The organism is Spirosoma pomorum (assembly GCF_054776615.1).
Window position 1 is genome coordinate 1,261,018 of record NZ_BAAHBP010000001.1, and the last position, 26,189, is coordinate 1,287,206.

At 47.4% G+C, this 26,189-nt stretch carries 20 protein-coding genes; 2 read left to right on the plus strand and 18 right to left on the minus strand.

Annotated elements, in window-relative coordinates; all coding sequences use genetic code 11:
• Positions 1 to 22 precede the first annotated feature (22 nt).
• From porV to ACYVAD_RS05290, 12 genes are all read right to left on the minus strand, one after another.
• Positions 23 to 1,210, minus strand: a complete 1,188-nt coding sequence (gene porV, locus ACYVAD_RS05235; RefSeq protein WP_461138397.1) for a type IX secretion system outer membrane channel protein PorV — start codon at positions 1,208 to 1,210, stop codon at positions 23 to 25.
• Positions 1,211 to 1,322: 112 nt separating this feature from the next.
• A complete protein-coding gene (porU, locus tag ACYVAD_RS05240; RefSeq protein ID WP_461138398.1) occupies positions 1,323 to 4,754 on the minus strand; it encodes a type IX secretion system sortase PorU in 3,432 nt (1,143 codons plus the stop codon).
• Positions 4,726 to 5,379, minus strand: coding sequence for a sprT domain-containing protein (locus ACYVAD_RS05245; RefSeq protein WP_461138399.1), 654 nt, complete (start codon positions 5,377 to 5,379; stop codon positions 4,726 to 4,728). The genes porU and ACYVAD_RS05245 overlap by 29 nt, the downstream gene beginning before the upstream one ends.
• A 71-nt stretch (positions 5,380 to 5,450) precedes the next feature.
• The gene (locus tag ACYVAD_RS05250; RefSeq protein ID WP_461138400.1) at positions 5,451 to 5,855 is read right to left on the minus strand and encodes a GtrA family protein; all 405 of its coding nucleotides are present in this window, start codon (positions 5,853 to 5,855) and stop codon (positions 5,451 to 5,453) included.
• 156 nt (positions 5,856 to 6,011) lie between these two features.
• Entirely contained in the window at positions 6,012 to 7,418 is a 1,407-nt protein-coding gene (locus ACYVAD_RS05255) for an NADH-quinone oxidoreductase subunit N (RefSeq protein ID WP_461138401.1), read from the minus strand.
• Between the two features lie 81 nt (positions 7,419 to 7,499).
• A complete protein-coding gene (locus ACYVAD_RS05260) occupies positions 7,500 to 8,978 on the minus strand; it encodes a complex I subunit 4 family protein (RefSeq protein ID WP_461138402.1) in 1,479 nt (492 codons plus the stop codon).
• 24 nt (positions 8,979 to 9,002) lie between these two features.
• Positions 9,003 to 10,931 (minus strand): NADH-quinone oxidoreductase subunit L, encoded by a 1,929-nt coding sequence (nuoL, locus tag ACYVAD_RS05265; protein WP_461138403.1) that lies wholly within the window; start codon positions 10,929 to 10,931, stop codon positions 9,003 to 9,005.
• Between the two features lie 60 nt (positions 10,932 to 10,991).
• Positions 10,992 to 11,336 (minus strand): NADH-quinone oxidoreductase subunit NuoK, encoded by a 345-nt coding sequence (gene nuoK, locus ACYVAD_RS05270; protein WP_461138404.1) that lies wholly within the window; start codon positions 11,334 to 11,336, stop codon positions 10,992 to 10,994.
• Between the two features lie 141 nt (positions 11,337 to 11,477).
• The gene (locus ACYVAD_RS05275; RefSeq protein ID WP_461138405.1) at positions 11,478 to 12,308 is read right to left on the minus strand and encodes an exonuclease domain-containing protein; all 831 of its coding nucleotides are present in this window, start codon (positions 12,306 to 12,308) and stop codon (positions 11,478 to 11,480) included.
• 55 nt (positions 12,309 to 12,363) lie between these two features.
• Positions 12,364 to 13,950 (minus strand): FAD-dependent oxidoreductase, encoded by a 1,587-nt coding sequence (locus tag ACYVAD_RS05280; RefSeq protein ID WP_461138406.1) that lies wholly within the window; start codon positions 13,948 to 13,950, stop codon positions 12,364 to 12,366.
• A 105-nt stretch (positions 13,951 to 14,055) separates the two neighbouring features.
• Entirely contained in the window at positions 14,056 to 14,448 is a 393-nt protein-coding gene (locus ACYVAD_RS05285) for an ExbD/TolR family protein (RefSeq protein WP_461138407.1), read from the minus strand.
• Between the two features lie 65 nt (positions 14,449 to 14,513).
• On the minus strand, positions 14,514 to 15,227 hold the full coding sequence (locus ACYVAD_RS05290) for a MotA/TolQ/ExbB proton channel family protein (protein WP_461138408.1): 714 nt from the start codon (positions 15,225 to 15,227) through the stop codon (positions 14,514 to 14,516).
• Between the two features lie 214 nt (positions 15,228 to 15,441).
• Between ACYVAD_RS05290 and ACYVAD_RS05295 the strand changes: the two genes are divergently transcribed.
• Positions 15,442 to 16,167 carry an MIP/aquaporin family protein gene (locus ACYVAD_RS05295; RefSeq protein ID WP_461138409.1) on the plus strand — a complete coding sequence of 242 codons (726 nt, stop codon included), beginning with the start codon at positions 15,442 to 15,444 and terminating at the stop codon, positions 16,165 to 16,167.
• Positions 16,168 to 16,193: 26 nt separating this feature from the next.
• Positions 16,194 to 17,696, plus strand: coding sequence for a glycerol kinase GlpK (gene glpK / locus ACYVAD_RS05300; protein WP_461138410.1), 1,503 nt, complete (start codon positions 16,194 to 16,196; stop codon positions 17,694 to 17,696).
• Here the strand turns inward: glpK and ACYVAD_RS05305 are convergent.
• The 6 genes from ACYVAD_RS05305 to ACYVAD_RS05330 all read right to left on the minus strand — a co-directional run bounded on the left by ACYVAD_RS05305 (position 17,693) and on the right by ACYVAD_RS05330 (position 26,093).
• Positions 17,693 to 18,811 (minus strand): mechanosensitive ion channel family protein, encoded by a 1,119-nt coding sequence (locus ACYVAD_RS05305; RefSeq protein ID WP_461138411.1) that lies wholly within the window; start codon positions 18,809 to 18,811, stop codon positions 17,693 to 17,695. The genes glpK and ACYVAD_RS05305 overlap by 4 nt on opposite strands.
• Positions 18,812 to 19,119: 308 nt before the next feature.
• Entirely contained in the window at positions 19,120 to 20,031 is a 912-nt protein-coding gene (locus ACYVAD_RS05310; protein ID WP_461138412.1) for an alpha/beta hydrolase, read from the minus strand.
• 62 nt (positions 20,032 to 20,093) lie between these two features.
• A complete protein-coding gene (locus ACYVAD_RS05315) occupies positions 20,094 to 21,335 on the minus strand; it encodes a serine hydrolase domain-containing protein (protein ID WP_461138413.1) in 1,242 nt (413 codons plus the stop codon).
• A gap of 134 nt (positions 21,336 to 21,469) precedes the next feature.
• Positions 21,470 to 22,969: a capsule assembly Wzi family protein gene (locus ACYVAD_RS05320; protein ID WP_461138414.1), complete on the minus strand. Its 1,500-nt coding sequence runs from the start codon at positions 22,967 to 22,969 to the stop codon at positions 21,470 to 21,472.
• A gap of 29 nt (positions 22,970 to 22,998) precedes the next feature.
• Positions 22,999 to 24,378 (minus strand): exopolysaccharide biosynthesis polyprenyl glycosylphosphotransferase, encoded by a 1,380-nt coding sequence (locus ACYVAD_RS05325; RefSeq protein ID WP_461138415.1) that lies wholly within the window; start codon positions 24,376 to 24,378, stop codon positions 22,999 to 23,001.
• Positions 24,379 to 24,566: 188 nt separating this feature from the next.
• A complete protein-coding gene (locus ACYVAD_RS05330; RefSeq protein ID WP_461138416.1) occupies positions 24,567 to 26,093 on the minus strand; it encodes a capsule assembly Wzi family protein in 1,527 nt (508 codons plus the stop codon).
• Positions 26,094 to 26,189 lie beyond the last annotated feature (96 nt).

Consider the following 26,189-nt stretch of genomic DNA (forward strand, 5'->3'; position numbering starts at 1 on the left):
GAATCTATCGGTGAATCACGAACTAGTTGTCTTCGTTGCTAGCTGGATCGTCGTCACTGAATATGCGATTGGCGTTAGCTAGGTTGATCAACAACGATATCCGGAACGTATTAGCCAGTGGGCTTCCCTGTCTGATTGGTACGATATAGGAGAAATCAATCCCATAGCTTTGTTTCAAGCGAAGACCAAGACCAGCCGTAGCATATTGGCGACCGCCTTTCAGATTCGACTCGCCAAAGAAACCAGCCCGAGCCGCGAACTGCTCATTATACCAGTATTCAAGTCCAGTCGACACAGTAACTTCTTTAATTTCTTCGCTGAAACCGCCTGGGGCATCCGTAAAGGAGCCAAATACCGAACTGAAATAGTTCTGGGGGTTGCTCCGGCCACCTGGTGTTGGGGTCATCAGTTTATTGAAGTCTACCATGAAGTTAAACTTGTTGTACTGATCAGCGTAATACGTCAGCGAGCCGCCTATACGTAGATTGGTCGGAATATAGTAGCGTTCTGTTCCTCCGTAGTTGATACGCCCACCCAGATTTGATAACATTCCACCAAATGCCCAGCCTAACCCCTTACCAGTTGAGTTATCCCGCGCTTCATCCCGATAGAATGCACTAATATCAGCAGCCGCAGTGGCACCTGGTTTGAGCCCGGGGTTGCTGCTTCCGGCAGCCAGGTTGGAGTTCAGGTATTTCAGATTAACGCCCAGAGAGAAGTTCTGCGAAAGGCGTTGGACGTAGGAGGCCGTTACAGCGTATTCGCGAGAGTTAAACGACCCAGCCGCGACACCGGTTGCCGTCGTGAAATCAACGGTACCCAGATCAAAATACATCAGCGAACCGCCAATGACTGAGTTCTTACCTAGTTTGGAATAACCGCTCAAGTAGGTATAATACATGTCACCGATCAGATCTCGCAGCCAAGGTGTGTAGGAAACAGATGCCCCTTTGTCCTGTTTGGCAAATACGAGTTTAGATGGATTCCAGAAAATTGCGTTCGCATCCGCGTCTGGCAGTGCAGCTCCTGCTTCCCCCAATGCACCCGAACGTGCATCAGGCGTGAAGTTCAAGAATGGAACCGATGACGTTGGAATTCCTACCCCACCATTGAGCTGTTGTACGGGCTGAGTCGAAGTAGTCTGAGCAGAAACGACAAACGGGAATAAACTACAAACGCCGAGAAAGATACGGGAAAAAGTACGCTTCATACAGAGAAGGTTGGTCAAAGACTGATAAGTTGGAGTGAATGTGACAGTCTTATGGGTCAAAAATACAAGGAAACCTTTGATAGAAAAAAACGCATTGAGTCAAGTCAATAAATCAACGACTGAGCAGTATTCGACCGCTGCTGGTTGTGGTTGATCCGTCCGTTGCCGATCGAATCTGCAAATGCATAATATACAGGCCAACCGGCGCTGAATTTCCAGTATTTCTTCGCCCGTCCCAGTTACCCACTTCTACCCTGGCTGGACAATTAGTACACGTCCCTACTTGCTGAGTGACCAACAGTCCGTTCAGATCATACACACTCGTTGTCCAGTCAAGAGCTTCACCGACTCGATTCAGGTCGGCCGAGAGCGTTGTTTGCGTGATAACCGGGTTTGGGGTAGCCCATAATCGCTGTACCTGCAACCCTGGGCGCTCCGAAACTACTATGCTCAACGTGCCCTCCGTTGAATTATTGTTAATGTCCCAGGCTTTCACGCGTACCTGATATGTACCGGCTGCTACATTTCGGAACGTATACAGAACTTGCCCCTGTCGGCCATCCATTCCAGTGGATACGTACAAATCATTAAGTATAACTGGTGGCTGATTATCCAATTGAATTGTCAACTCGTGCCCCAACCCCGACTTAGCAATATTGATGCCTCGATTATCCTGTAAGTTAACGATCACGGTTACGTCAGGGCCAGCGACCCTGACGGTTTCTCCCTGTGGATTACCCCCAACGACGCTCATGGCTACGATTGGAGGTTGTATATCAAGGCTGTCTACCGTTACGCTTCCCCCAACTCGCAGGTTCTCGTAACTCCCAATAGCCGTCATCAGACTATCGGACTGGATAGCATAACTGTATAGTTTAGCCTGACCAATAGTATAATTTATATCCTTCGGCATTATGAACCGCAGGGCAAACTGGCCCTGTTGGACAGCGACACGCCCCGTAAAAATGGGATTTGCGTATTCCTCGTAACTCATTCGCGGACTAGACGCTTCCGTACCGAGTGTGGTCCGGGTTGTTTTCTTGTCGAATAAATTCAACTGAATCGTTCCGGAGAAGCTACTCATTCGATCTGTTCCCTGCCGAATCTCCCCCGCCAATTCAATCGACTGTGAGGCACGTAACGTATCGAGCTGTCCAGCCACTACTGGACGGCCATTTATCTTTGTTAGCGCTACAGTTGCTTCTGGATAGGCTAGCCGCATAGATGGATCACCCAGAAGCGTAAAATTTCGATTGAGTGGACCGCTGAGACTAGTATTCTTCGTTATTCGCATGACATCGCCTAAGCGAGGCATTGTGCCGTTGATGGGCGTAAACACAGCGTTGTAAAACGCTTTATTGAGTAATAGGTTCGAATTAGCATAGACAGGCCGGGTAGTTGACAACAACGCAACGGCCCCACCAAGTCGACTCAATAGCGCCAGCTCTGCACCAGAATTAGCGCCCGGATCGTCGTAGCGACCAAACTGACAGGTGGCCGTCACAAGCAGCGGCAGGCGCTTATTTTTCCAGTTTAGAATATCCTGCAACGTAACAACTTGCTCATCGGCAAGCGTCGAAACTCCACCATGCCCGCTGTAATTGATGACCAATCGGCCATCCACCATCGACTGACTAATCAATTGGTTAACGGCCGGAATGCGTTGACCAATGCTGGTCGTTTCCTGAACGTAGTTGTCCAGAAAAATCCGTTCGGGTCGATAGGCGGGATCAGCCGTTTCGATCAGGGTAGCCAATTGATTTGCGTCCTGCTGGTGGAGATTGTAGTCGCCATCGTCAGCAACCAGCATTACCTTCGTTTGCCAGTCGCCCCGCAACGTCTGATCAGAGCCGTACCGGATTAATTTATCGACAACGATTTTTGCTTCGTCAACCGATTTAACCGGCAAACGACCTACGCCTACATCTATTAAGTGATCGTTGGCGTTATCCTCCAGCCACTCGCCCTGACTGGCATTCATAAAGCCAAAATAATCGTCGGATGAATAACTCAACACGGGATGCAACGACTCCCGGCTTTCATAAACCGGCACCATATTAGCCAGTTCAGTGGCCGTATTCATTCCGGCGATGTTGCGGTAGTCATACGTTGCATCGCCGAACAGCAGTAAGTAGCGTAACTGCTCCGGCGACTGATTATAGAAGTAACGAGCGGCATCGCGAATCGCTGTCGGATCAGCCTGCCCCGACCCGAATTCATTATAAATCTGCTGCGTTGTAACAACCAGCACCGATAGTTTGTCGTGCTCCCGCCGATAAGCAGCTAACCGTTCTGCCTGCGCCTGCCAGACAGCGGACGTAATAATAAGCAGGTTTGGTATCGACTGTCCGTGGATATTTTGCGTAGCTATTGTCCTTGCTGAAGCGGGTATTTGCACCTGCGCATCGGTGAAAAGAAAATAATCACCTGATCGCCCGGCTACCCAGTTGGCTTTCCCCGCCGTGAGGGAATAATTCTGCACGGACGGAACCAACGGGTTCGTTACGTCCCAGACTCGCAATCCCGTTGTGGCTTGCTGAACGGCGTATTGTCCAGTAGGTAATCGGCGCACCCAAGTTGCCTGACCATACTGACGTAATTCGCGTCGAACTTGAATAGTCAGGTAGTTCAAATATCCCTGTGCAGCTTCTAATCTGTTTTTTTGGTAAGCCACTGTTATTGGCAGCGCATCAGCGGTAATCGACTTGGTAAGGAACGTATCCGTCCGGGCTATCCCCTGTTGGTCGTATTCGTAGCCAGAGATAGCGCCCATATTCATCACACCCAATGCTTGACTATTCAACCGAAGTCGAAACGAAGTGGCAGCTTTCGATCTGGCCACTGTCGACGCACTTAAGCGAACAGGTGTTCCGGCAGCCATACCAAGTACTGAAAAATTAATAGCAATCGTCGTATCTGTACTCAGATCTTCTCCCAGCCACTCGCGCCCGGATCGTACATATGATAGCTTCATAGCTTCCTTTTCGTGAAACTGGTAGTCATCAAAATTGGCGATTGTGGCCGTGTCAGCAACTTGTCTGGGAAGCAAGGTCCCTACCGCCTGCGTACTCATCCGCAAGCCCGGCACCGAACCAATAGTTAGGAAGTAAAACGTTGTGTCGGAGTAGATATTCGTCTGATGCGTGAATCGTCGATTAAGCGTGTCGTATTGTATTACGTTTGGCGACTGACCAAAAAAAAGAACGGCATCACCAGTATCGAAACGTCCATCCGCTTCGCCGGATACTTGGATGGCATTTTCGATTAGATCACTGGGTCGTGAGCTAGCATTGGACTGCGGCAGCATGGCCCCTCCGTTTCCATACAGACGAAACAGCCTTGGGTCGGCATTTGCGAAAGCAGCACTAAGCGTAGTGAGCGTGGGCTGATCGAGCCGGTATACCCCAGATGAAGTAACACCGATTTTTATCCAGGTTCCCTCGCGTAACACCGAGTTAGCAACCGTTTGTGCCCACCCGGGCAACGAAGCACCAATCAAGACAGTCAGCCATGCGCTACAGGCCGCTTTTTTCCACCCATGCATGAGCCAGAATTGCGTAAGAACTACCGGATGTTATTTCTTTACAAACGACGCGGGTTCGCCGTAGCGTACCTCGTACAAACGTCTTTTTTCCAAGCCGGAACGAGGCCCCCTCTGGAATGTCGCGCAGCAACAGCCGATCAGAGTTTATAGACTCGGGCTGGCTGTTGTCGAACTGTCGTAGCGCCTGCATCAGCGCCGAATTGGCTGATGTTGTAGCGGATGGTTTTTGCATGTATCGCTGTAACGGCTCAAGCACCACTGCCGGAAACACAGCCTCACTCAGCAAGGGCTGCATTAGCCCATTAAATGTTTTTTGCCAGTCTGTTCCGTGAGGCTGTGGCCGTTGGGTACGTTTTCCTACCAGCCGATTCTGGTGATAGCGCTGCCGATAAGCTTGGTGGACAACTGCATGAGCAACCTCGTGTACGTACGTAATCAGAAAAGCGTACGAGTTCAGATCGGCATTGACCGTAATCTGAGTTCGACCATCGGGATAAGCCCTAAAATCGCCAAGCTTTGATCGACGTGGCCGTACCACCCGAAAATCAAATTGATACTGCTGCCACAACTGACGGCAATAATCGGTTGATTGTCCAGAAAAATATTGAATGAAAATATCCGCCAACGTAGTTGAAATCAGAAAAGCCTTATAAAAATAAGGCTTTTCGGTAACTCATCAACGGATATATCTCGTTATCATTTGCGCCGGAATCGGTCATACACTCCCGTACTACGAAACGTCAGTGATTTATGGCCGAAATAATTAGCCATAAAACTCATACCCATTCCTACAACGTGAGACCCCGTTTCGCGCCATAGTTGGGGCGTTTCAGGAAACAAAGGATTGGCAACGTATTGCAGTGTATACTTTGCCCCATAGACCTGAACAACTAGAGCCAGAAGGGCAATGCCCAGAAATTTGACGGCCTCCCGCCCCGTATTCCCGGTTTCGGCTGCGGCAAACGCGTACCGTTTTGTTGGCAGAAAGGTTAGCACCGTGGCTGTCAAATAACCACATAGAACGCTGGTGTCGAAATCCAGAAAGTTTCGATAAAGGATTCGACTGACAAAGTTTATCGAAGCGCCGAGTAGCGCTGTCAAAAAAAATGTGAGAAAGTTTCTGACTTCTTGTCGCTTTGGTGGCGGTATACTTCTCACATTCACGTCTACGCAGGATAAGGGTGGTTGCCGTTGAGCTTTGACTAAGGCAAAAGTATCTTTTTTGCGTTACTTACTGTCGTCAAAGGCCTGATTCGCCTAGAATAGACCTTCTAGCAAACCCGGTGCCAGACCGAGGCCAACCGTTATCAGGATAGCAGCCAGCAGAACGTAACGATAAAATGGCGCCACCTGAATGGGTTCGGTAGCTCCGTCACGGAAGTACATGGCAATGATCACCCGGAAGTAATAGTAAATACCAATAGCCGACATCAGTACAGCAATCACTAATAACCAGATCATTCCCCGATCGACCGCACTGGAGAATACGTAGAATTTCCCCCAGAAACCAGCTGTTAGCGGAATTCCAGCCAACGACAGCATAGATACCGTCATGGCAAAACCCAGTAATGGATTTTGTTTTGCCAATCCATTGAATGCATCAAAGCTTTCACTCATGACACCATCGCCTGAAATTGTCTGCGTATTGCGTTGTTTTGCGACCAGCAACAATACACCAAATGCCGAAATAGTTGCGACCGAATACGCGAGCGAGTAAAACACGATGGCCTGCTTGGTAAGGGCGCTCAGTGCCGCCAGACCAATCAGCAGATAGCCAGCGTGAGAAATGCTGGAGTAGGCCATCATCCGTTTGAAGCTGTTCTGATAAACCGCTGTTACGTTTCCGGCAACCAACGTAACGGCTGTAATAACTGCCAGAATCATCCACCAGAATGGATAAATCCCATCGAAGGAGATGGATAATAACTTAAATAAGGCAGCAAAACCCGCCGTCTTAACTACCGTTGACATAAAGGCAGTGAAGATGGTCGGAGCGCCATCGTACACGTCGGGTGTCCAGAAATGGAATGGGGCAGCCGAGACTTTAAACAGCAGGCCAATTAATAAAAGCAGCAAACCAACGTAAATGAGCAGTGGCAGCCCTATTTGCATCGTTGGTGCACTGGCAGCCAACCCAGCTAGGGTGAACGAACCCGTCGAGCCGTATAACAAAGCCATACCGAACAACATAATCCCCGTCGCGAAAGCACCCATCAGAAAGTATTTCAGTGCGGCTTCATTCGACCGTAGATTACGCTTGTCGCTACCCGTCAGTACGTACATTGCTACAGATAGAATCTCGACGCCGACAAACAGCATGATCAAGTTTTCGTAACTGATCATCATGATAGCTCCAACCAGCGAAAACAGAATAATTGCGTAATATTCAGCGGGCTGAGCTTCATCATCCTCAACAAAACTACTCGACAATGCAACCACTAAAAATGCCGATCCCAGTACAATAGCCGTAAAGACCATCGACAGATTATCGGTACGTAACATTCCGTTGAAATATAAATAGGTTTTCCCCCAGTCGAGAAAATTTGCAACGAGCGTCAGGAGTAAAAAAAAGAGAGCAGCTGGTAACAAAACCGTTCTGGACTTCAGGAACCCCAAAAACAGCATAGCGATACCAAAAACCGATAACAGAATGATGGACAGCATCTTAGCAGATGAACGGTTAAATAATTATAGTTACAGAGCCGTACGAACCGACCTAAGGTCAATCGACAGCTGTTCACGAATTTATTTCATAGATACGGCCGTTGTGCCAACGTATTTCATCAGGCTGGCAACCGCCGGTTCCGTAACGCGGAGGAACGTATGTGGATAAATACCAATCCAGAATACCATGATCACCAACGGAATGAAAACCAAATTTTCGGAACTGGTCAGATCAGCAAACGACTCCGTACGAGTTGATACGGGTCCGAACATACTTTTCTGGAACATCCGCAGCATATAGACCGCCCCGAAAATAATAGTGAATCCAGCGGCTAAGCCCAAGTAATGGTTGTAGGTAAACACCCCATGCAGGAGCAGAAACTCACCCACAAAGCCGTTCGTCAACGGCAGGGCTACGCTACCCAGCAGCATAATCATGAAGTAAACTGTCAGCTTGGGCGTCGTGCGCGTGATACCACCCAGCTGGTCCAGTTGCCGCGTCTGCGTGCGGGAAAAAATGATGTCAGCGATAAAGAACATGCCAACTACGTTGATCCCGTGGGCCAGCATCTGTATCAATGCGCCCTGCATTCCGGTTTCGGTTTGCGAGAAAACCCCAGCCGCCATCAAACCAACGTGCGAGAAGGACGAATAAGCAATCAGGCGCTTCATGTCCCGCTGCCGGATGGCAATGATCGAACCATAGACAATGCCAATTACAGAAAGAATAATTGCCGTCATACCCCAGGTTTCAACGCCCATCGGTACGATTGGCAGAATGAAACGGATCAGGCCATACACGCCCATCTTCAGCATAATCCCCGCCAGTAGCATAGTAGCTGGTGTAGGCGACTCTACGTACGTGTCAGGTTGCCAGGTATGGAATGGGAACACCGGCATTTTGATGGCAAAAGCAATGAAGAACGCCCAGAACACCAGGCCCTGCGCTTTTGGCGTTAATTGCAACTTATAAAATGCTTCGATGGCGGATGAATGCGCAGCAGTTGCTGTCGCAGGAGTCTGGTAGTACAAATAGACCAGCGCCAGCAACATGAAAAGACTTCCAAAAATCGTGTAAACAAAGAATTTGAACGTAACAGGAATCCGGTTTGCTCCCCCCCACATTGCTGCCAGGAAGTAAATAGGAATCAAGGCCGCTTCGAAGAAGAGATAGAACAGAAAACCATCCCTGGCTGTGAACACTCCTACCAGGGCCGCCTGCATAAACAGCATCAGCGCGTAGAACGTACCGGGCCGTTCGTAAGTCCGGTCGAATGTAGACAATACAATGAACGGAACCAGAAAGGTTGTCAGTAGGACCAGCAGCAAACTGATTCCGTCGATACCCGCGCTGAAGCGAATACCCAGCGAGCCAATCCAGGGGTAATCAAAACCAAACTGGGAGGTTGCATCAGGAACGAAGGTAGTAAAGACGTAGACGGCCAGAGCGAGTTCGACGATAGCCGCTCCAAACGCCAGCCGCTTTGCCGTGTCTCCCGACGTAATGAGCGTTACGATAGCCGCAACAACTGGCAAAAGAATTAAAGCAAGAGTTAGCATATGATTCAATCAGAAGCGGGAAGGTCAGAGACGAGTAAAGAAACGAAGCGCGAAAATGACGACCATACTCACGACCATAGCCAGCACATAAAAGCCGATTGAGCCGTTCTGCAGCAATCGTAGCTGGGCAGAACCTTGGCGAACCAACCAGGCAACGCCATTGACAATACCATCAATGACAAATTCTCCAAAGCTGTAGAAAGCGTCGCCCATGCCCCGAATAGGCCGAACGATGACGGTTTCGTATACTTCGTCAACGTAAAACTTATTGTAGATGAGCTGTTCCGGTGCTGAACGCTCAGCCGAATCAGGGGCCGGCACAGCTTTGCGGCTGATATACATCACGTAAGCCAGAATCAATGCCAGCAACGCTACGCCCGCTGAAACGGCCATCAGAACATATTCAGTGCTGTGCTCAATGGTTGATTCAGCAAATGCTTCTGGATTAACCTGCCGTGAGTTTTCGAACAGTGGAGCCATGAAATCGCCCAGCCAGCCTGAGCCTGGCAGATTGAGCAACCCACCAACGGCTGACAGGATCGCCAGCACTATCAATGGGGCCGTCATTGTTACTGGTGACTCGTGCAGATGGTGCTTTTGATCTTCTGTCCCCCGGAATTCACCAAAGAACGTCAGGAATAGAAGCCGGAACATGTAGAACGAGGTCAGTCCAGAACCCAATAGTCCCAGTGCCCACAACAGCTTGCTGTGTTCGAATACATGGGCCAGAATTTCATCTTTCGAGAAGAAACCCGCAAATGGCGGCAGACCCGAGATCGCAATGGTACCAATCAGGAACGTAATAAACGTAACGGGCAGCGCCTTCCGTAAACCACCCATTTTCCGAATATCCTGCTCGTCGGACATGGCGTGAATAACGCTACCAGCAGCTAGGAACAGCAATGCTTTAAAGAACGCGTGGGTGATGACGTGGAACATCCCGGCGGTATAAGCTGTAGCGCCTAATCCCAGAAACATATAGCCTAGCTGCGAAACCGTCGAGTAAGCCAGTACTTTCTTAATATCATTCTGCAGCAGGCCAATCGAAGCCGCTAGCAGGGCCGTCACGATGGCAATCCAGCTGATGATTTCTAGGGTCATTGGCGCCAGCGTAAACAGTACGTTCGACCGGACAACCATATAGATACCGGCCGTCACCATCGTTGCTGCGTGAATCAGCGCTGATACGGGCGTTGGACCTGCCATGGCGTCAGGAAGCCACGTGTACAGCGGTACCTGTGCTGATTTACCCATAGCTCCGACGAACAGGAGCATGGTGATCAGGAAAATGGTCTGATCGCCCATTGGCAGACTCGTTGCCTGCTTAAACACGTCAAGGTATTCGACCGTACCGAAAGTATTGATCAGGAAGAAGATACCCAGCAAGAAGCCCAGGTCACCAACGCGGTTCATGACAAAGGCCTTCCGGGCAGCATAGTTGTAATCGATATTCTTGTTCCAGAAGCCAATTAGCAGGAATGAGCAAAGACCAACTCCTTCCCACCCGATGAACATAATAACGTAGTTCGACCCCATCACCAACAGGAGCATGAAGAAAATGAACAGGTTCAGAAAAGCCATGAACTTACCAAACCCTTCATCATGCTTCATGTAGCCAATGCTATAGAGATGAATCAGCGTACCAACGCCCGTCACCACCAATAGCATAAGCAGAGACAACTGATCAATCTGAAACGAGAAATTGATGTGCAGGTCACCAACACTAATCCAGTCGAAGAGGGTAGCTACTAATGGAGCGGAGGCCCCGGCCTGTGTTTCGGCACTAAGAAATGTCTGGAACAGTACGATGACCAGCAGAAAGGAAGCGAGTACAGCTACTGTTGCCAAACCGCCCGCCAACCCTTTGGGTACCCGGCGGAAACCGATGCCATTGATTAAGAAACCAAGTAACGGGAAAAGAGGAATTAACGCACAGAGTAGTTCTATCTGCATATACGTCTCGGCCAACAACTGACCGACTTTGGTTAAAAGGATGCGCTGTTTACTACTTGACTACCACTTCAATTTATTCAGCAGGCCAATGTCAATCGATCGGGTATTTCGGTAGATCATAACAATGATGGCCAGCCCAACAGCTACCTCAGCGGCAGCAACTGCCATGATAAAAAAGACAAAAACCTGTCCTGATGAATCCGATCGATACGAGGAAAACGCAATCAACAGCAGGTTGACAGCATTTAGCATCAGCTCGATGGACATAAAGATAATGATGGCGTTTCGTCGCGTCAGCACACCAATAATTCCGATAACAAACAGAGCCGTGCTGAGAATCAGGTAGTACGTAAGCGGTATCTGCTGAATGACTTCAGGAATAAGAACGTCCTGCGTAGGTTGCATTGGTAGCCGATTGTTGAAATAGTTCCGTAAATGTAGAAATTATTCCTAAGGGGGGAAAGGTAACAGGCGTCAACCCGCTTGAATTAAGCCCATTTTGCCTTAATTCAATGTAAGTTTATACCGCTTCTAAACTAGACCTTCCTACCGTTTAGTAACCGTATTCAACCCGTTACTGAACATACGCAATCGGATCTCGGTCAGCCGGCGTTTGGTATCAAGTGGAAACTCACCTTTCAAAATCCAATCGTAAAAGGAAGGTTCTTTCTTCAGCACGTCCAGAACAGGGAATCCTTTATGTTTCCCGAAATTGAAGACTTCCTCTCCTTTTTCGTTGATGATGATACGGCCAGCCAGATCTACATTTTTGTTAGCCGTTAGCTCGTGCAGCATATCAATGCTGTTTTCAAAGACCAGATCCTGCCCACTGTCAGCTTTAGTAACCATGCCCACGTAACGCTGGACCTGTGCGTTGAGCACCTCTAACGTAGCAATCGTATCGGCCTCGGCACCATGCGCACCGATTAACTCCTTGTTGCAATAGAATTTGTAGGCTGCTGTCAGGTTCCGCGGCTCCATCAGATGAAAGATTCGTTGCGCGTCCACCATTCGTCGGTTCTTTACGTCGAAATCAACGTTTGCCCGAAGGAATTCTTCGACCAGCAATGGAACGTCAAATCGATTGCAATTGAAGCCTGCTAAGTCACAGCCTTCTAAAAACTGCGCTAAGTTGCGCGCAACGGCCTTAAAAGGGGGAGCATCAACCACATCTTCATCGTAGATACCGTGGATCAGGCTTGATTCCAACGGAATTGGCATACCGGGGTTAATGCGTTGTGTTTTACTAGCAACGTCTCCCCCCGGCAATGCCTTTATAATGCAGATATCAATGATACGGTCTTTTGTTGTATTGATCCCCGTTGTCTCCAAATCAAAGAAGGCAAGAGGCTTTTTGAGTACAAGTTGATGCGTCATAACCAAACCGAAACTTTGCACGGTTAATGACAAAGGTAAACACCTTTTAGCGGAATCAGGCGTTTCTCAACGCAGCAATCCAGTCAACTCCTTGCAAATCAGCTTCGCCAGACGGCATTTTACCAGCCTGCATTAATTCTCTGATGGCAATAATATCAGTGTCCCGTTTTAGTCCGGCAACCGCTTTTACTTTTCCGTCCTGTACATAAAAAGCTAGAAATGAATCGTCTTTTTCAGGATCACCGTCATAAATAATTTCGTCAATCTTCGTTGTATGACCGATGTAGTTGATCCGCTTTCCCTGCTGATTTGTCCAGAAGAACGGCACCATATTGTATTTTTCTTTAGGTGTGTCACCAGCCATGTTTAGTCCGGCTACATGCCCCTGCTGTCCAGCTACTTTCCAGTGTTCAATCCGTTCCGAACCTCCTGTTGTAGGATAATGAACGATGTCGCCAGCGGCATAGAGGTCATCAGTCAGTTGTAGAAACTCGTTCGTCTTCACTCCACCGTCTTTTTCTTTCTCAATTCCCTGGAGGAAATCAGTACCAGGCTTAACGCCAAGACCAAGCAGAACAAAATCCGCCGGAATCCGATCACCGTTGTCCAATACTACAGCTTCGACCGACTCTTGCCCTTCCAGTTGTACTACGTTACGTCCCAGCTGGAATTGAATCCCTTCTTTCTCGTGCCATCCCTGGATGACTTTCCCCAGTTTGTCCCCCAGTATCTTCTCGAAGGGGACTTTCTCCTGACCAATAACGGTTACATCGCTCCCCAGCTTTTTCAGACTCATAGCCCCTTCCAGGCCTATAAATGAACTCCCGATAATAACAACCCGCTTACCTTTCTGGCCGAGTTCGCGTAGCTTCTGACTATCTTGTAAACTACGTAATGGATACACGCCAGACAGATCAGTACCATCAACTGGAAGGCCGTTCGGTTTTCCACCAGGGCAGATGAGCGCTTTCGTGTACGTGATAGACTCACCAGAAGCCAGACCAATTCGTTTGGTGGAGGGATCAAGAGACTTTACTTGTTGGCCCAGGCATAATTCAATGCCAAAATCTTCGTAAAAACTTTCGTCGCGCAGGGGCATCCAGCTTTCTTCGGCTTTGCCCTGCAGGTAATCTTTCGAACAGTTCGGACGATCGTAAGGCCGATCCAGACTTTCTGTCAACAGCACGATCTTTCCGCTGAACCCCCCTTCACGCATTCCCTCAGCGGCAAAAGCTCCGGCTCCTCCGCCCCCGACAATCACGTACGTTTCCTGATTGGCTTCATCAGGTGTGGTCATGGGGTTTTCCAGACTTTCTTTATCAGTCGTCAGACGAACATAAACCTGATCACCTTCAATCCTCACTTCATGCATTGGTAAGCCATTTAGGGCTGGTGCTTCCAGACGATGGCCGTTACGTACGTCAAAGCAGGCATTATGCCAAGGGCATACGAGTCGGGTTCCATTTAGCAACCCCTTGGCTAACGGAGCCTGATAATGTGTGCACTTAGGGTGAAGAGCGTAGAATTGACCGTCAACCCGAGCCAGCAATACGTCGGTATCACCAACTCGTACTTCTTTCATCTGACCGTCGGCCAGTTCGTCGACCCGGCATACGGCGGCTTCGGTGTAATCTGCTAGCATAATCGTTGAGTTTTCTTTGAATAACCCACAAGACCGGCTGATTGATTGATAGACATAAAAAAAGCCGCTCTCATAAGAGCGGCTCAGGTCTTAACGTGAGATCGGTTATTTTGACGTAGCCATCACCATTTTGATGTTCAGTTTGGCACCCGTCTGTAATACATCGACCAGGTCCTGTACGGTCAGGGCTTTGTCGAACCGTACGACAACCGTCGGTTCGGCGATACCGGCCATAATCGTCTTAAGTTCATTTTCCAGATTATCCGGCGAAACAGGCTGTTTATCGATGTAATACTGTTTTTTATCATCAACCGATAGAGTCACCTGCTTCTTACTCAGTTGCTGAGAAGCCGAGGCTTTAGGCAGCATGAGCTTAATAACGTTCGGGTTGGCAACCGTCGAAATAATCAGGAAGAACAACAGCAGGAAGAACATGATGTCGTTCAGCGACGACGTCGCGACTTCGGCAGCAAACTTGCGTTTTCTTCGGAGCTTCATAAGGAAATTATATAGAGGTCATACTGTCAGCGACAATAACGATGGCTGACAACGAATGACGGGACTTAGCGCATCCGGGCTGGTTCGGAGGTTGGCTTTTGTAGTACCTCAATAAACTCGAACGCATTGATTTCCAGCGCCAGTGTGAACTTCTCGATCATCATGTTCAACAGGTGATAACCTGTATAGGCAATTACCCCAACGATCAGGCCTGCCCCCGATGTGATCATTTTCTCATACAAACCACCCGCAATGATGCCAACGCTAATATTGTCGGAGAGTGAGATGTCATAGAAAATCCGAATGATCCCGGAAATAGTACCGATGAAACCAAGCATCGGTGCAATACCAGCAATGATACCCAGATAGCCCATGTTACGTTCCAGCCGCGACAGTTCAATCTGGCCAATCGACTCAACGGTTCCTTCGATTTCTTTGATAGGCGATCCGATCCGGCCGATCGCCTTTTCGAATACCCGCCCCATCGCTGTCCGCTGATTTTTGGCAAACGACTCGGCCGATTTGATATTACCCTGAGCTACCATGTCTCGGATGTTATCAATAAAATTAGGATCGTTCTTCGTCTGGGAGCGGATAACGAAGAAGCGTTCGAAAATCAAATAAAGTGCTGAAAAGAAAAGAATAGCGATAGGAATCATCACCCAACCGCCTTTAGCTACCAGATCGAATAGTTGCAGACTTTGGGGTTGTGCCGCTGCCGAGGTGGCCGACAGCGATGCGGCCGTGGTATCAGTGGCCGGAACCTGGAGCAAAAGCATAGGAAAATAGCTGAGTTTAACTGATGTTCGCTTTGAACAGAACTGTCTAAGCACAAACGACCCGGTTTTACCGGTTATTGTCGTCAAAGATAATCAAGCCGGTTATAATGAGTATAGAAACTTAGATAACGCACTAATCAGCAACAATCGATTTGCCTTGTTACGTAAAATATAATTTAATTAGCACAAAATACTCCTAAACATACAAAGATTCGTGCAAACCTCTCCTTTTCTGGGTGAACTGATTGGTACGTTGGTCCTACTACTACTGGGCAATGGTGTTGTAGCCAACGTTGTACTCAAACAAACAAAAGGAGAATCCTCCGGCTGGATTGTCATAACGGCTGGCTGGGCCTTTGCTGTAACAATCGGGATCTTCGTTGCTAAGGCTTTTGGTAGTATAGATGCTCACCTCAATCCAGCCGTTACTGTCGCCTTTGCCGTGGCAACTGGCGATTATTCTCACGTACTCCTTTATTCGGTAGCTCAACTCATAGGTGCTTTTTTGGGAGCCAGTCTAGTCTGGCTTCAGTACCTCCCCCATTGGAAAGCAACCCCCGATCCAGCCGACAAATTAGCTTGCTTCGGTACCGGACCAGCTATTCGCCAACCAGTAGCCAATCTGCTGAGCGAAACGTTGGCGACTTTGGTCCTGATTCTGGGACTGGCGGGCATATCGTCTAAACACCTTGGCGAGCTTGCTATCGGCGTTGGTCCTTATCTAGTTGGTATTCTGATCTGGAGCATTGGTTTGTCCCTTGGTGGGCCAACCGGCTATGCCATCAATCCGGTCCGTGATTTAGGTCCTCGATTGGCTCACTCCTTCTTACCCATATCCGGAAAAGGCTCATCAGACTGGTCATATGCCTGGGTACCTATCGTAGGACCACTCGTTGGGGCTGCCCTAGGTGGCATATTAATCCGCTGGTTTGCTTTATAAAGCTATTTTTCCGCTCTTGTTATACTATGTCAAGTTACATTGCTGCCATTGATCAGGGCACAACCAGCACCCGCTGCATCGTCTTCAACCGACAGGGGGAAATTATTTCGCAGGCGCAGAAAGAACACCGCCAGATTTATCCACAACCCGGTTGGGTTGAACATGACCCGGAGGAAATATGGCGCAATACGTTAGAGGTCATTGCTCTGGCGCGTATTAAATCTGGTCTGTCAACGCAGGACATTGCGGCTGTCGGCATAACAAACCAGCGTGAAACAACCGTCGTCTGGAACCGGCAGACGGGAAAGCCGTACCATAACGCCCTGGTATGGCAGGACATGCGAACGGCTGGTCTAGTAACTGAATTCTCGGCGCATGAAGCCGGTCAGGATCGGTTTCGCGAAAAGACCGGCTTACCCCTTGCTACCTATTTCAGTGGCCTAAAACTAAAGTGGCTGCTGGACAACGTACCGGGTCTACGAGATGATGCTGAACGAGGAGAAGCCTTATTCGGTACGATGGATGCGTTCCTGGTATGGCACCTAACAGGCGGTTCTGCTCAGGGGCAGCATATTACCGACGTAACAAACGCCAGTCGCACCCAGCTCTTTAATCTGCACACCCAAGCCTGGGACGATGATTTATTAGCTGATTTCACTATTCCTCGCCAGATGTTGCCGCAAATACGGCCGAGCAGCGACGTGTATGGCGAGATCGTTTCGGAAGTGCTACCTGGCATTCCCATTGCTGGTATACTAGGTGATCAGCAGGCAGCGCTGGTTGGTCAAACTTGTTTTGAGCCGGGCCAAGCCAAGAATACATACGGTACTGGCTGCTTTCTGCTGATGAACACAGGAACAGAGCTTAGAGCATCCAAATATGGTTTATTGACCACCGTAGCGTATCAATTCAAAGATGAGCCGGTTCATTTTGCCCTGGAAGGTAGCATTGCCATCACCGGTGCGCTCGTACAATGGCTACGAGATAATCTCGGGATAATCAAGAAAAGTACAGAAATCGAGACATTGGCGAGATCAGTGGAGGACAACGGAGGAGCCTATTTTGTGCCAGCTTTTTCAGGCCTATATGCTCCACACTGGAAATCCGACGCCAGAGGCATCATTGCTGGGCTAACTCGTTTTGTCAACAAAGCCCATTTGGCGCGGGCTGTCCTGGAAGCAACTGCCTATCAGACGGTCGATGTTGTTCGGGCTATGGAGCAGGACGCTGACATGCCGGTTCAATCACTTCGCGTTGATGGCGGAATGGTTGTTAATTCACTGTTGATGCAATTTCAGGCTGACGTATTAAATCAGCCAGTTATTTGTCCGAAGATGACCGAGACAACGGCACTGGGCGCAGCCTATGCAGCAGGATTAGCAGTAGGTTACTGGAAAAATCTAGACGATCTTCGGCAGAACTGGGCAGTAGCCCGAACCTATGAACCGGAAATGGATGAAGGCCAGCGGCAAAAACTAATGCATGAATGGCAAAAAGCCATTGAACGTTCGTTCGGCTGGGAAGATTAACCTTGAGGTCTTGATGTCTGTTGAAGCTCTTCTGCCAGCATAAGTCGTGTCTGGGGAAGGGCTTCCGGATGTTCATCGCGCAGGAAAGCAATTATTCTTTCACGCATATGACACCGTAAATCAAAAGTCGTTGGCGCGTCGCGGGCGGACATCAGAATACGAATCTCAATGCAAGTAGGTCGCGTATCGGTTACCTGCACGGCAAAGACTTCACCGTTCCAGAGGGGGTCAGCTTCAACAAACTCCCGTGCCTTGGTTCGAATGATGTCTACGGGTACGTTGTAATCAAGATACAACAGGATGGCACCTATAATGGAAGCATCGGATCGGGTCCAGTTTTCGAATGGTTTTTCGACAAAATACGTAATGGGTAGTATCAGCCGGCGCCGATCCCAAAGCCGTACAATAACAGTTGTCAGGTTGATTTCCTCAATACGTCCCCATTGGCTTTCAACAACAACGGCATCATCCAGGCGGATTTGCTGGTTGAAAGCAATTTGAATACCGGCCATCAGATTGCCCAATGTCTTCTGCGCGGCAAAACCAATTAAGACCGAGATGACCCCCGCTGACGTTAGTACGCTCAGACCAAGCTGGCGGCTTCCCTGAAAACTTAGCAGCAACAACGACGATCCAATAATGACGACAACAGCGACTATAATACGCCGAAAGAAGCGCACCTGCGTAACAAACTTCCGCTGCGATAAATTAACATCGTTCGTTGTATCATACTGACGAATTAGTATAAGCTCCCCTACCTTCAGTAACTTGACAACCAACCAAGTAGCTGTCACCAGGAACAACACTTCAGCGGTTTTGTCAGCTACAGGATGTCTGCGCAGAAAACGAGCAGATTGCACATTAGTAGCCAATAAGAATAATACAGAAGGAACAAAGACCCAAAACGCCCAACGCAGGTGTTGCTTGAGTAATTCCAGCGTCTGAAACCGACGTCGGCTAGAAATGAACCGTAACGTTTGTGTGACAATTACGTCGACTAATAAGCCAATCAATATAGCCGAGATCAGTAGTACCCAACCCGATAGGTCTCGGTTAGGAATGTATCCAGCCCAACGTACTATTGATCGAATCCAGGAATCTAGCTGCTGCTGCATAACCGCAAAGGTAAAATAGCCTTAGCTGTTCAACGCAAGCCTTGTGAAGATGTTTCTCGTTAGCTGTTCTTTTCAACAGCGCTACCACTATACACCGCTCGCAATTGAATTTTTGGTCGATTCTTGGTTCCCCGCCTGCTCACTATAAATGGATCGCTATTTTGAGATTAAATACGGTGTCTGCTAACTGCTGAATACCTACGTCAGTGTGCAATGGCAACAACGATTCAGGGTTAGGTCATGCAAACAGCCTCGGAAAGAGTTGTTCACATGACCTAACCTTGAATATCTATAGAAATTTACTGGATTTACTTGGTCAGCCCCATTGCCGCCAGCCAAGCTTTGCAGGCTTCCGGCCATTTGTTGAGTGATCCATAATTAGCCGTGCGAAGTCCATAGCCGTGACCGCCCTTGGGATACAGATGCATTTCTGCAGGGACACTGTTTTGTAGGCAAGCGAGATAATAGCTGATACTATTCTCTACTGGTACGGCTTTATCATCTTCTGAGTGTACTAGAAAAGTTGGTGGCGTTTGCGCTGTTACTTGTAGTTCGTTTGAGTAGTAAGTCAGCAGTTCTGACGATTTCTGCTTACCCAATAAATTATCTCGCGAGCCGCTGTGTGTTTTCTCCCCGAACGTAATAACAGGATAAAGCAAAATACTGAAATTAGGCTTAGCCATCTCGCTGGCCCCCGCTCCCCTGTGGTAATGCGTTGATAGCGTTGACGCTAGATGCCCACCAGCCGAAAAACCCATTACTCCTATCTTGTCCGGACTGACGCCATACTGGCTTGCTTTCTCCCGAATCAGTTTCATACCCTGCATCGCATCCATCAACGGAACTTCATGCTGGTTTGTCATGATTTTTTCATTCGGAAGCCGGTATTTCAGTACGAACGCAGCAACGCCCATTTCGGTAAACCAGCGTGCAACCTCCTCCCCTTCGTGGTCGATAGCCAGAATGCCGTATCCCCCACCGGGACAAATCATTACAGCTGCACCCGTCTGCTTTTCTTTTACAGGTATGTACGCTGCCAGCGTTGGAACCGACACGTTACTTACCCGCGCGACACCATTGACCTCCCGCCTTTCAGTGATCTGCGCCCCAGGAATGGCATTGGGGATGGCATCGTCGGGCCATAACTTGATGATTTCCTGAGCAAAAACAGACGGGGTCAGCACTAAAGAAAGTAGAATAGATTTTAGAATGTTACGCATGGCTAGGGAAAAAGAGAGCTACCAGAATTTCTAGTAAAAGTAGTCTTCCAAAGTAGCTCTACTCATATTTCGGCCTCTGTGTCACTTTCTGCTGCGTCTGGTCCTTTCTTGCTGCGCAGTACATCAATCAATTCCTTAACCCGGTAAACTGTCTTATTATATTTGTTACCAAGGATGATAATTACGTACTCATCCTTGGGGCTAAACCAAAACATCGTGTTGTAGCCTTTCCACCAGCCAGAGTGATAAATGAACTCAGGTTGATTTTTGTCATCCAGCATCATCCGGAAACCATACCCATAGTTTTTGGCCCCTTTCCGCTCAAAGCTGCGCGGAATAAACGCTTCAGCCAGGGTTTTCTTTTTCAGGATGCAATCACCATTCAATGCCCGGTACCAGCGGAATAAATCACCTGTTGTTGAGTAAATTCCCTTGTCGCCTACCACATCATCATAATAATCTTTAGGAATGCGTCGATTCCATTGATAACCAGCAGTACGATGATAGTTAATCGAGTCGTTTTTTGTTGTTGCCACAAACGTATGATGCATACCTAGTGGCTCGAAAATGTTCTTATGAATGAAAGCTTCATAGGACTGGCCAGTAACCTTCTCAATAATAGAAGCTAAAACCATGTAATTTGTATTGCTGTAGCTAAAACCTCTACCGGGTATATTGTAGGCTTGAGGAGTAGGTTTTACCGTAGCAAACCAATGCATAATGACCGCGTTGGTGGGATACGGTTTTTCTCTCTTGTAGAAGTTTACCTTCATGCTATCATCAAAAGCATAAGCGTAATTTGGCAGTCCACTCCGGTGGCTTAAGAGATTACGAACAGAAATACCGTGGTAAGGAAAATCTGGGTAAAACTTCTGGATGGTATCATCCAGGCTTAGTTTCCCAGCTTCGATTAACTTCAGTGTGCCAACCGCTGTGAACGTTTTTGATAACGATGCGAGCTGAAATTTCGAATTTTCTACGAGCGAATCCCGCTGGTTACGTTCGAAGTGCTCTAGTCCGAAACAGTGGCGATAAAGAACCAACCCTTTCTGCGCGACTAGTACATTACCATTTAGTCCCTGACGAACTTTCTGCCGAAAAATCTCTTCAATCTCTCTGGATTTTTCGTCGGCGTTGATCTGCTGCCTTATTATTGCTTGTTCATTGGAAGAAAGTACCTGTTCATCAGCGCAGTTGCCCATAGCCCTTGCGGAACGGTTTAGTTCTTTCTGTCCATCCTGCCCGCAGGACAACCCCACTGCGCATACTAAAATGATACTAACACAACGCGCAATCCACTTCATCCGCACCATCCTTACTCGCAATTTCTTTTATGGGTAGGTCAATGCGTGCAAAAATAGAGATTGCCATCAATCCTCAACCGTTTAATCGACTTATAGTCATAAAAATTTAGCAACGGTCTTATCGTAGGTGATTTTTACCTCGGACTAACAAACCGACGTGGAGGTCGGCTGTTCAATATACCAGATTTGCGCAGCCCAACGTATGCCCCAACGCTATTCGGCAGCAACTCTCCGGCATCAATAGCCAGAGAAGCTGTTAGCTGAGTACCTCCGAAGAGCGATGTTGGTATTCCAGCTGTTACGATACCAGAGAACTGGCGAGGAAGTTTGGCATAAGGCGTTGCGTACGTGCCAGCATTAAGGCTATAGGACAGACGAGTAGTCAAATCAATTTTATTCGCCAGTACAGCACTCAGCCCAAGATGAAATAAACTAACCCGGTTGTTGGCGATACCAGCTCCTCCTCGTGCAGGAAGCAAGTTGCTCACTTCGTTCTCAGGCGTAAAGAAAGGCGTTCCGATAGTACGGCGATAATAGGCCCAGCCGTCCAGAAATTGGCTGTGATTGAAGTAATCATCACGTCCTCGTCTCTCAGGATCTTCCAAAACGAATGTGCTTCCCCCTTGACTCCCTGAAAACAGGTACTCGAACGTTACTTGCCGAATAGAGAACGTGTTGCTTATCGGTTGTCTGTTTTTAAGCCTGATCCCATTGAGCCCATCTTCGACATTAAGTAGATAAAACAGTGAACCGTCATCGTAAAAGAATTGACGATACAACATTGCGTTCCACTTACCTACATTTATATCTACCGAAAAATCGATAGAGCCTAAATGATTACCTACTCGATTATCCTCGAAGGACGTTACATCGATTCCATTAGCTTGCGTATTACGACTTCCCCAAAAAACAGCAGGAAAGTACTTTATTCCAGAAGGCAGACGCCCTTCCACCGATGCGCTAGACCCAATGAGATAATCCGAGTATCCTGCCCAGATAACTTGATGGTTAAAACCGGCGTAAATTCGAAAAGGCCATGTTGGCTTTCCAAACCGACTATATAAGTACTTCTGATGCAAATAAGATCCTTTTACCAGACGATCTGAATTTTCGAACCAGCCATGGGCTATCACTCCCATAATTGATACAATTCCTTTCGTAAAAGGGATTGGAGTAAATTGGGGTAATCCTACCTGAATTTTAGGGATTGGCAAAGCATTGCCTGACCAAACGTATGCTCCTGATGTTAGAAGCGTGTCGACTAGGCCAACAATTTCTCGACGCCGACCAGCATATAACTCGAAAGCCCCTAGACGCCCTTTCACATAGGCTTCGGGAACAATTAATTGATTTGTTTGACCAAGGTTGGCAACTGCATCTATAGCATATCCCCAATCTAACTTGGGCCTACTAGTTGTACTGTCAGCAACTTGGTAATCGGAACGTATGCTAGCGGAGAAACTACCAATAGGATTTTGTAGTGGGACTATGCCATACTGATTAGCTCGTAGCCAAAACGGGGTTGGTCCTGAAGAGAACAAACCACCGACAGTTGCTTTGTATTCATGAACATGCTGTCCGTAAGTAGAGGAACTAATAATGACCAGGCAAGTCCACAATAACGCAATTCTCATAAGCAATGAAAGCAGCCAGCTTAAAACTCCTATTTACCTCTTCCCTGCGCCATTACCCATATCGTCTGAGCAATGATCCACATATCAAATATAAAAGAACGACGAGCAGGATATAACAGGTCAAATCGAAGTCGCTGAACCATTTCATCTACACTAGCTGCATAACCAAATTTAATCTGACCGATAGACGTAATACCTGGTTTGACGCGTAGAAGTAACTTATATTCTGGAGCTATTTCGACAATTTGGTCAATAAAGTACTGACGTTCTGGCCGTGGACCAACCACAGACATATCGCCTTTGAGCACGTTAAAGAACTGTGGTATTTCGTCTAGACGAGTTTGACGCATGAATCGCCCCCATGGCGTGATTCGATTATCAGCAAGCCCTCCAGAAAGAACAGGTCCTCCCGTTTCAGCATTCACAAACATGCTCCTGAATTTATAGATCATGAATGGCTTTCCGTTACGTCCGACACGCTCCTGTGCGTAGAAAATTGGCCCGGCGGATGTGAAACGGGTGATAAGAGCAACCAAAATAAAAACGGGCAATCCGAACACAAAGGCGCTTAGCGAGAATAGAATATCAAACGAACGTTTGAAAATGTTTACCCTAAAGTCTGAAAGCATCTGCGACGATACATTCAATACAGGTAAAAAGTCATGGTACTCAACAGATGTCCCTTTACTCATAAATCCTCTAAAATCGACCAGCAGTTTTACCTGATAATCATCTACTTCTGCTTGGTCAACAATCTTCTTAAGTTGATCACTTTCGATATAAGGCATGCAACAGTACACACAATCGATCTCTTGCCGTTTGACAAAATTCCTTATCTCACTGATATCGCCACTTAGCAAGCCTGTGTTTTCTGCGTTTGGCTGGTCGAAGTAACCATGGAAACGAAACCCCATTTCAGGATGAGCCTCGTAAAAACTATGAATTGAAACCGCTAGTTTACCGTATCCTACTATGACATACCGGCGGTTGTTATACCCACGTAAACGGTACTCACGTAACAGAACCAGTCCTCCTATCCGAGCTAAAATGCTTAAGCAGATGAAAAGGAAATAGGTGATAAATAAATGTTCTCTGGAATAATAATAGCCTTGTACAGCGACACAGTATACTGCAACAACCGCGACATGGACAGCAACCAGAATCGATAATGTGCGCAATAAGTGCGCTAACTTGAAGAGCTGGCGGGGAAATACGTAAGGTTTGAACGCAACTACTTCAACTAACCAGATGAGGTTAAATATAATCCACAACGTGGCATATGGCGGTCGGGCAACTGCATCCAGCGTATGAAATTTGACCCAGTATGCACCGATGAACGCTGCGTTTACACTAAGTAAATCAACAATTACGTGAAGAGGAAAGAACAGTATGGAATACCTGTGTCTCATACGTCTCAGATTTATAAACCCGACTGTACGGGAGGGTATGCGTTTCTAGAATACACAAAAATATAGCTTGTTATCTACTATACGTCATTAATGTTATTCTGCGGACAGATCGGACTAGCTGTATAAAATACAACACTGACACGAACCCAGAACAATCCGCCCTAATAGCAACTCAACTAAATTTAAACCTATTTTGTTGAATACCAGACCTTTTTCAAGCTGATATATGTACCAAATCCGTCCTTATACAAGGTCCCATTATCGATAGCCGCACTACCCGTCAATTGTATACCACCCAATATAGAGAACGGTACAACAACACTTACGTAGCCGGAGAATTGATTCTTTCTGGGTCTGTATGGGTTATCGTACGTCCCATAGTTTTGACTGTATGATAGTTTGGTTTGATAGGAAATAGGATCACTTAGTATCCGCCAGTTTAAAGGTAGATTACCTGCCATTCCGAGGTGATAAACCATGACTCTATTATTGGCAGTAAAAGTTCCAAACGGATATTCTCCGTTCGGTCCATAAGCTGGAGGAATAAATGGTGTCCCTATGGTATGCTGTCTGTACCCCCAACCATCTCTATATTGCTGGTTATTGAAGTAATTATCTTTACCTTGTTTATATGGATCTCCTATGAGAAATGTAGGTCCGCCCTGATCTGTCGTATTTAGAAATTCAAACAGTACGTCTCGTACAATAGCGTTTGGATTGTTACTCCGTATTCTAAGCCCATTTAATCCGTCCCGAATATTCAAAAGATAGAACAATGATCCGTCTTCGTACAGACTTTGCCGATACATGAACAAGGTATACTTAACCAGATCCACTTCCATGCCTATGTCTATGCTTCCCAAATGGTTGCCTACTCGGTTGGTAATTTCAAAAGCAGAGTAGGCACTAGAATCAGTCCGGCTCCAGCGGTCTCCCACAACTACATAATAGTAGTCACGTAGAGTAGACGGTAGCTTTCCATTGTCTGGCACAATACCTGTCCCTTTCAAGTTGTCAGTTCGTCCTCCCCATACTACTTGGTGGTTGAATCCGCCATACACTCGAAAAACGTCCTTCTCGCGTCCCAGCCGTACATATAGAGATTTTTGATGTAGCAATGTATTCTCTATAAATCCTGACGAGCTAAACCAGCCATGCGAGTAAGTCCCTTGTACTGCTACCCATCCTTTTGTTATACCAATTGGTGTAAACGTTGGAATGGCGATTTGTATTTTGGGAACTGGCATAGCATTACCAGACCATGAATAAGACCCGGTTGATAACGTAGAGTCGGCTAGCCCAAATTTTTCTCGTCTACGACCAGCGTATAGTTCAAATACTCCCAGTTTAGCCTTTATGTAAGCCTCTGGCAATAAAACGCTTTGTTCATAAGGCTGTTTGTTTACAGCGTTGTTGGCAACTATATTAATTCCGTAGCCTAAAGCGAATTGAGAACGCCGTTTACCATTCCTGGAACGAGTCGAGTCGTAGTCACTGTAAAGACCGAGCCGTACTGTTTGAACGGGTGACTGAAATGGAACTATACCATATTGGTTACTGCGTAACCAGAAGGGTGTATTTAAAGAGGAGGATGAGTAAACACCGGCTTCCACAGTGTATTGATCGGGGTGGCGTAATGCTTGAGCGCATACTTGTATTGTACAAACGCTAAAAACTACAACGTAATACACTGTTTTCCAACCTACTACACTCATTCGCTTACGTTAACAGAGACTTTAATCATTTATTAATGAAGATTCAAAGATAAGTAAATAAAAAAGACCCCGGTCATCAGGCCGAGGTCAATCAAT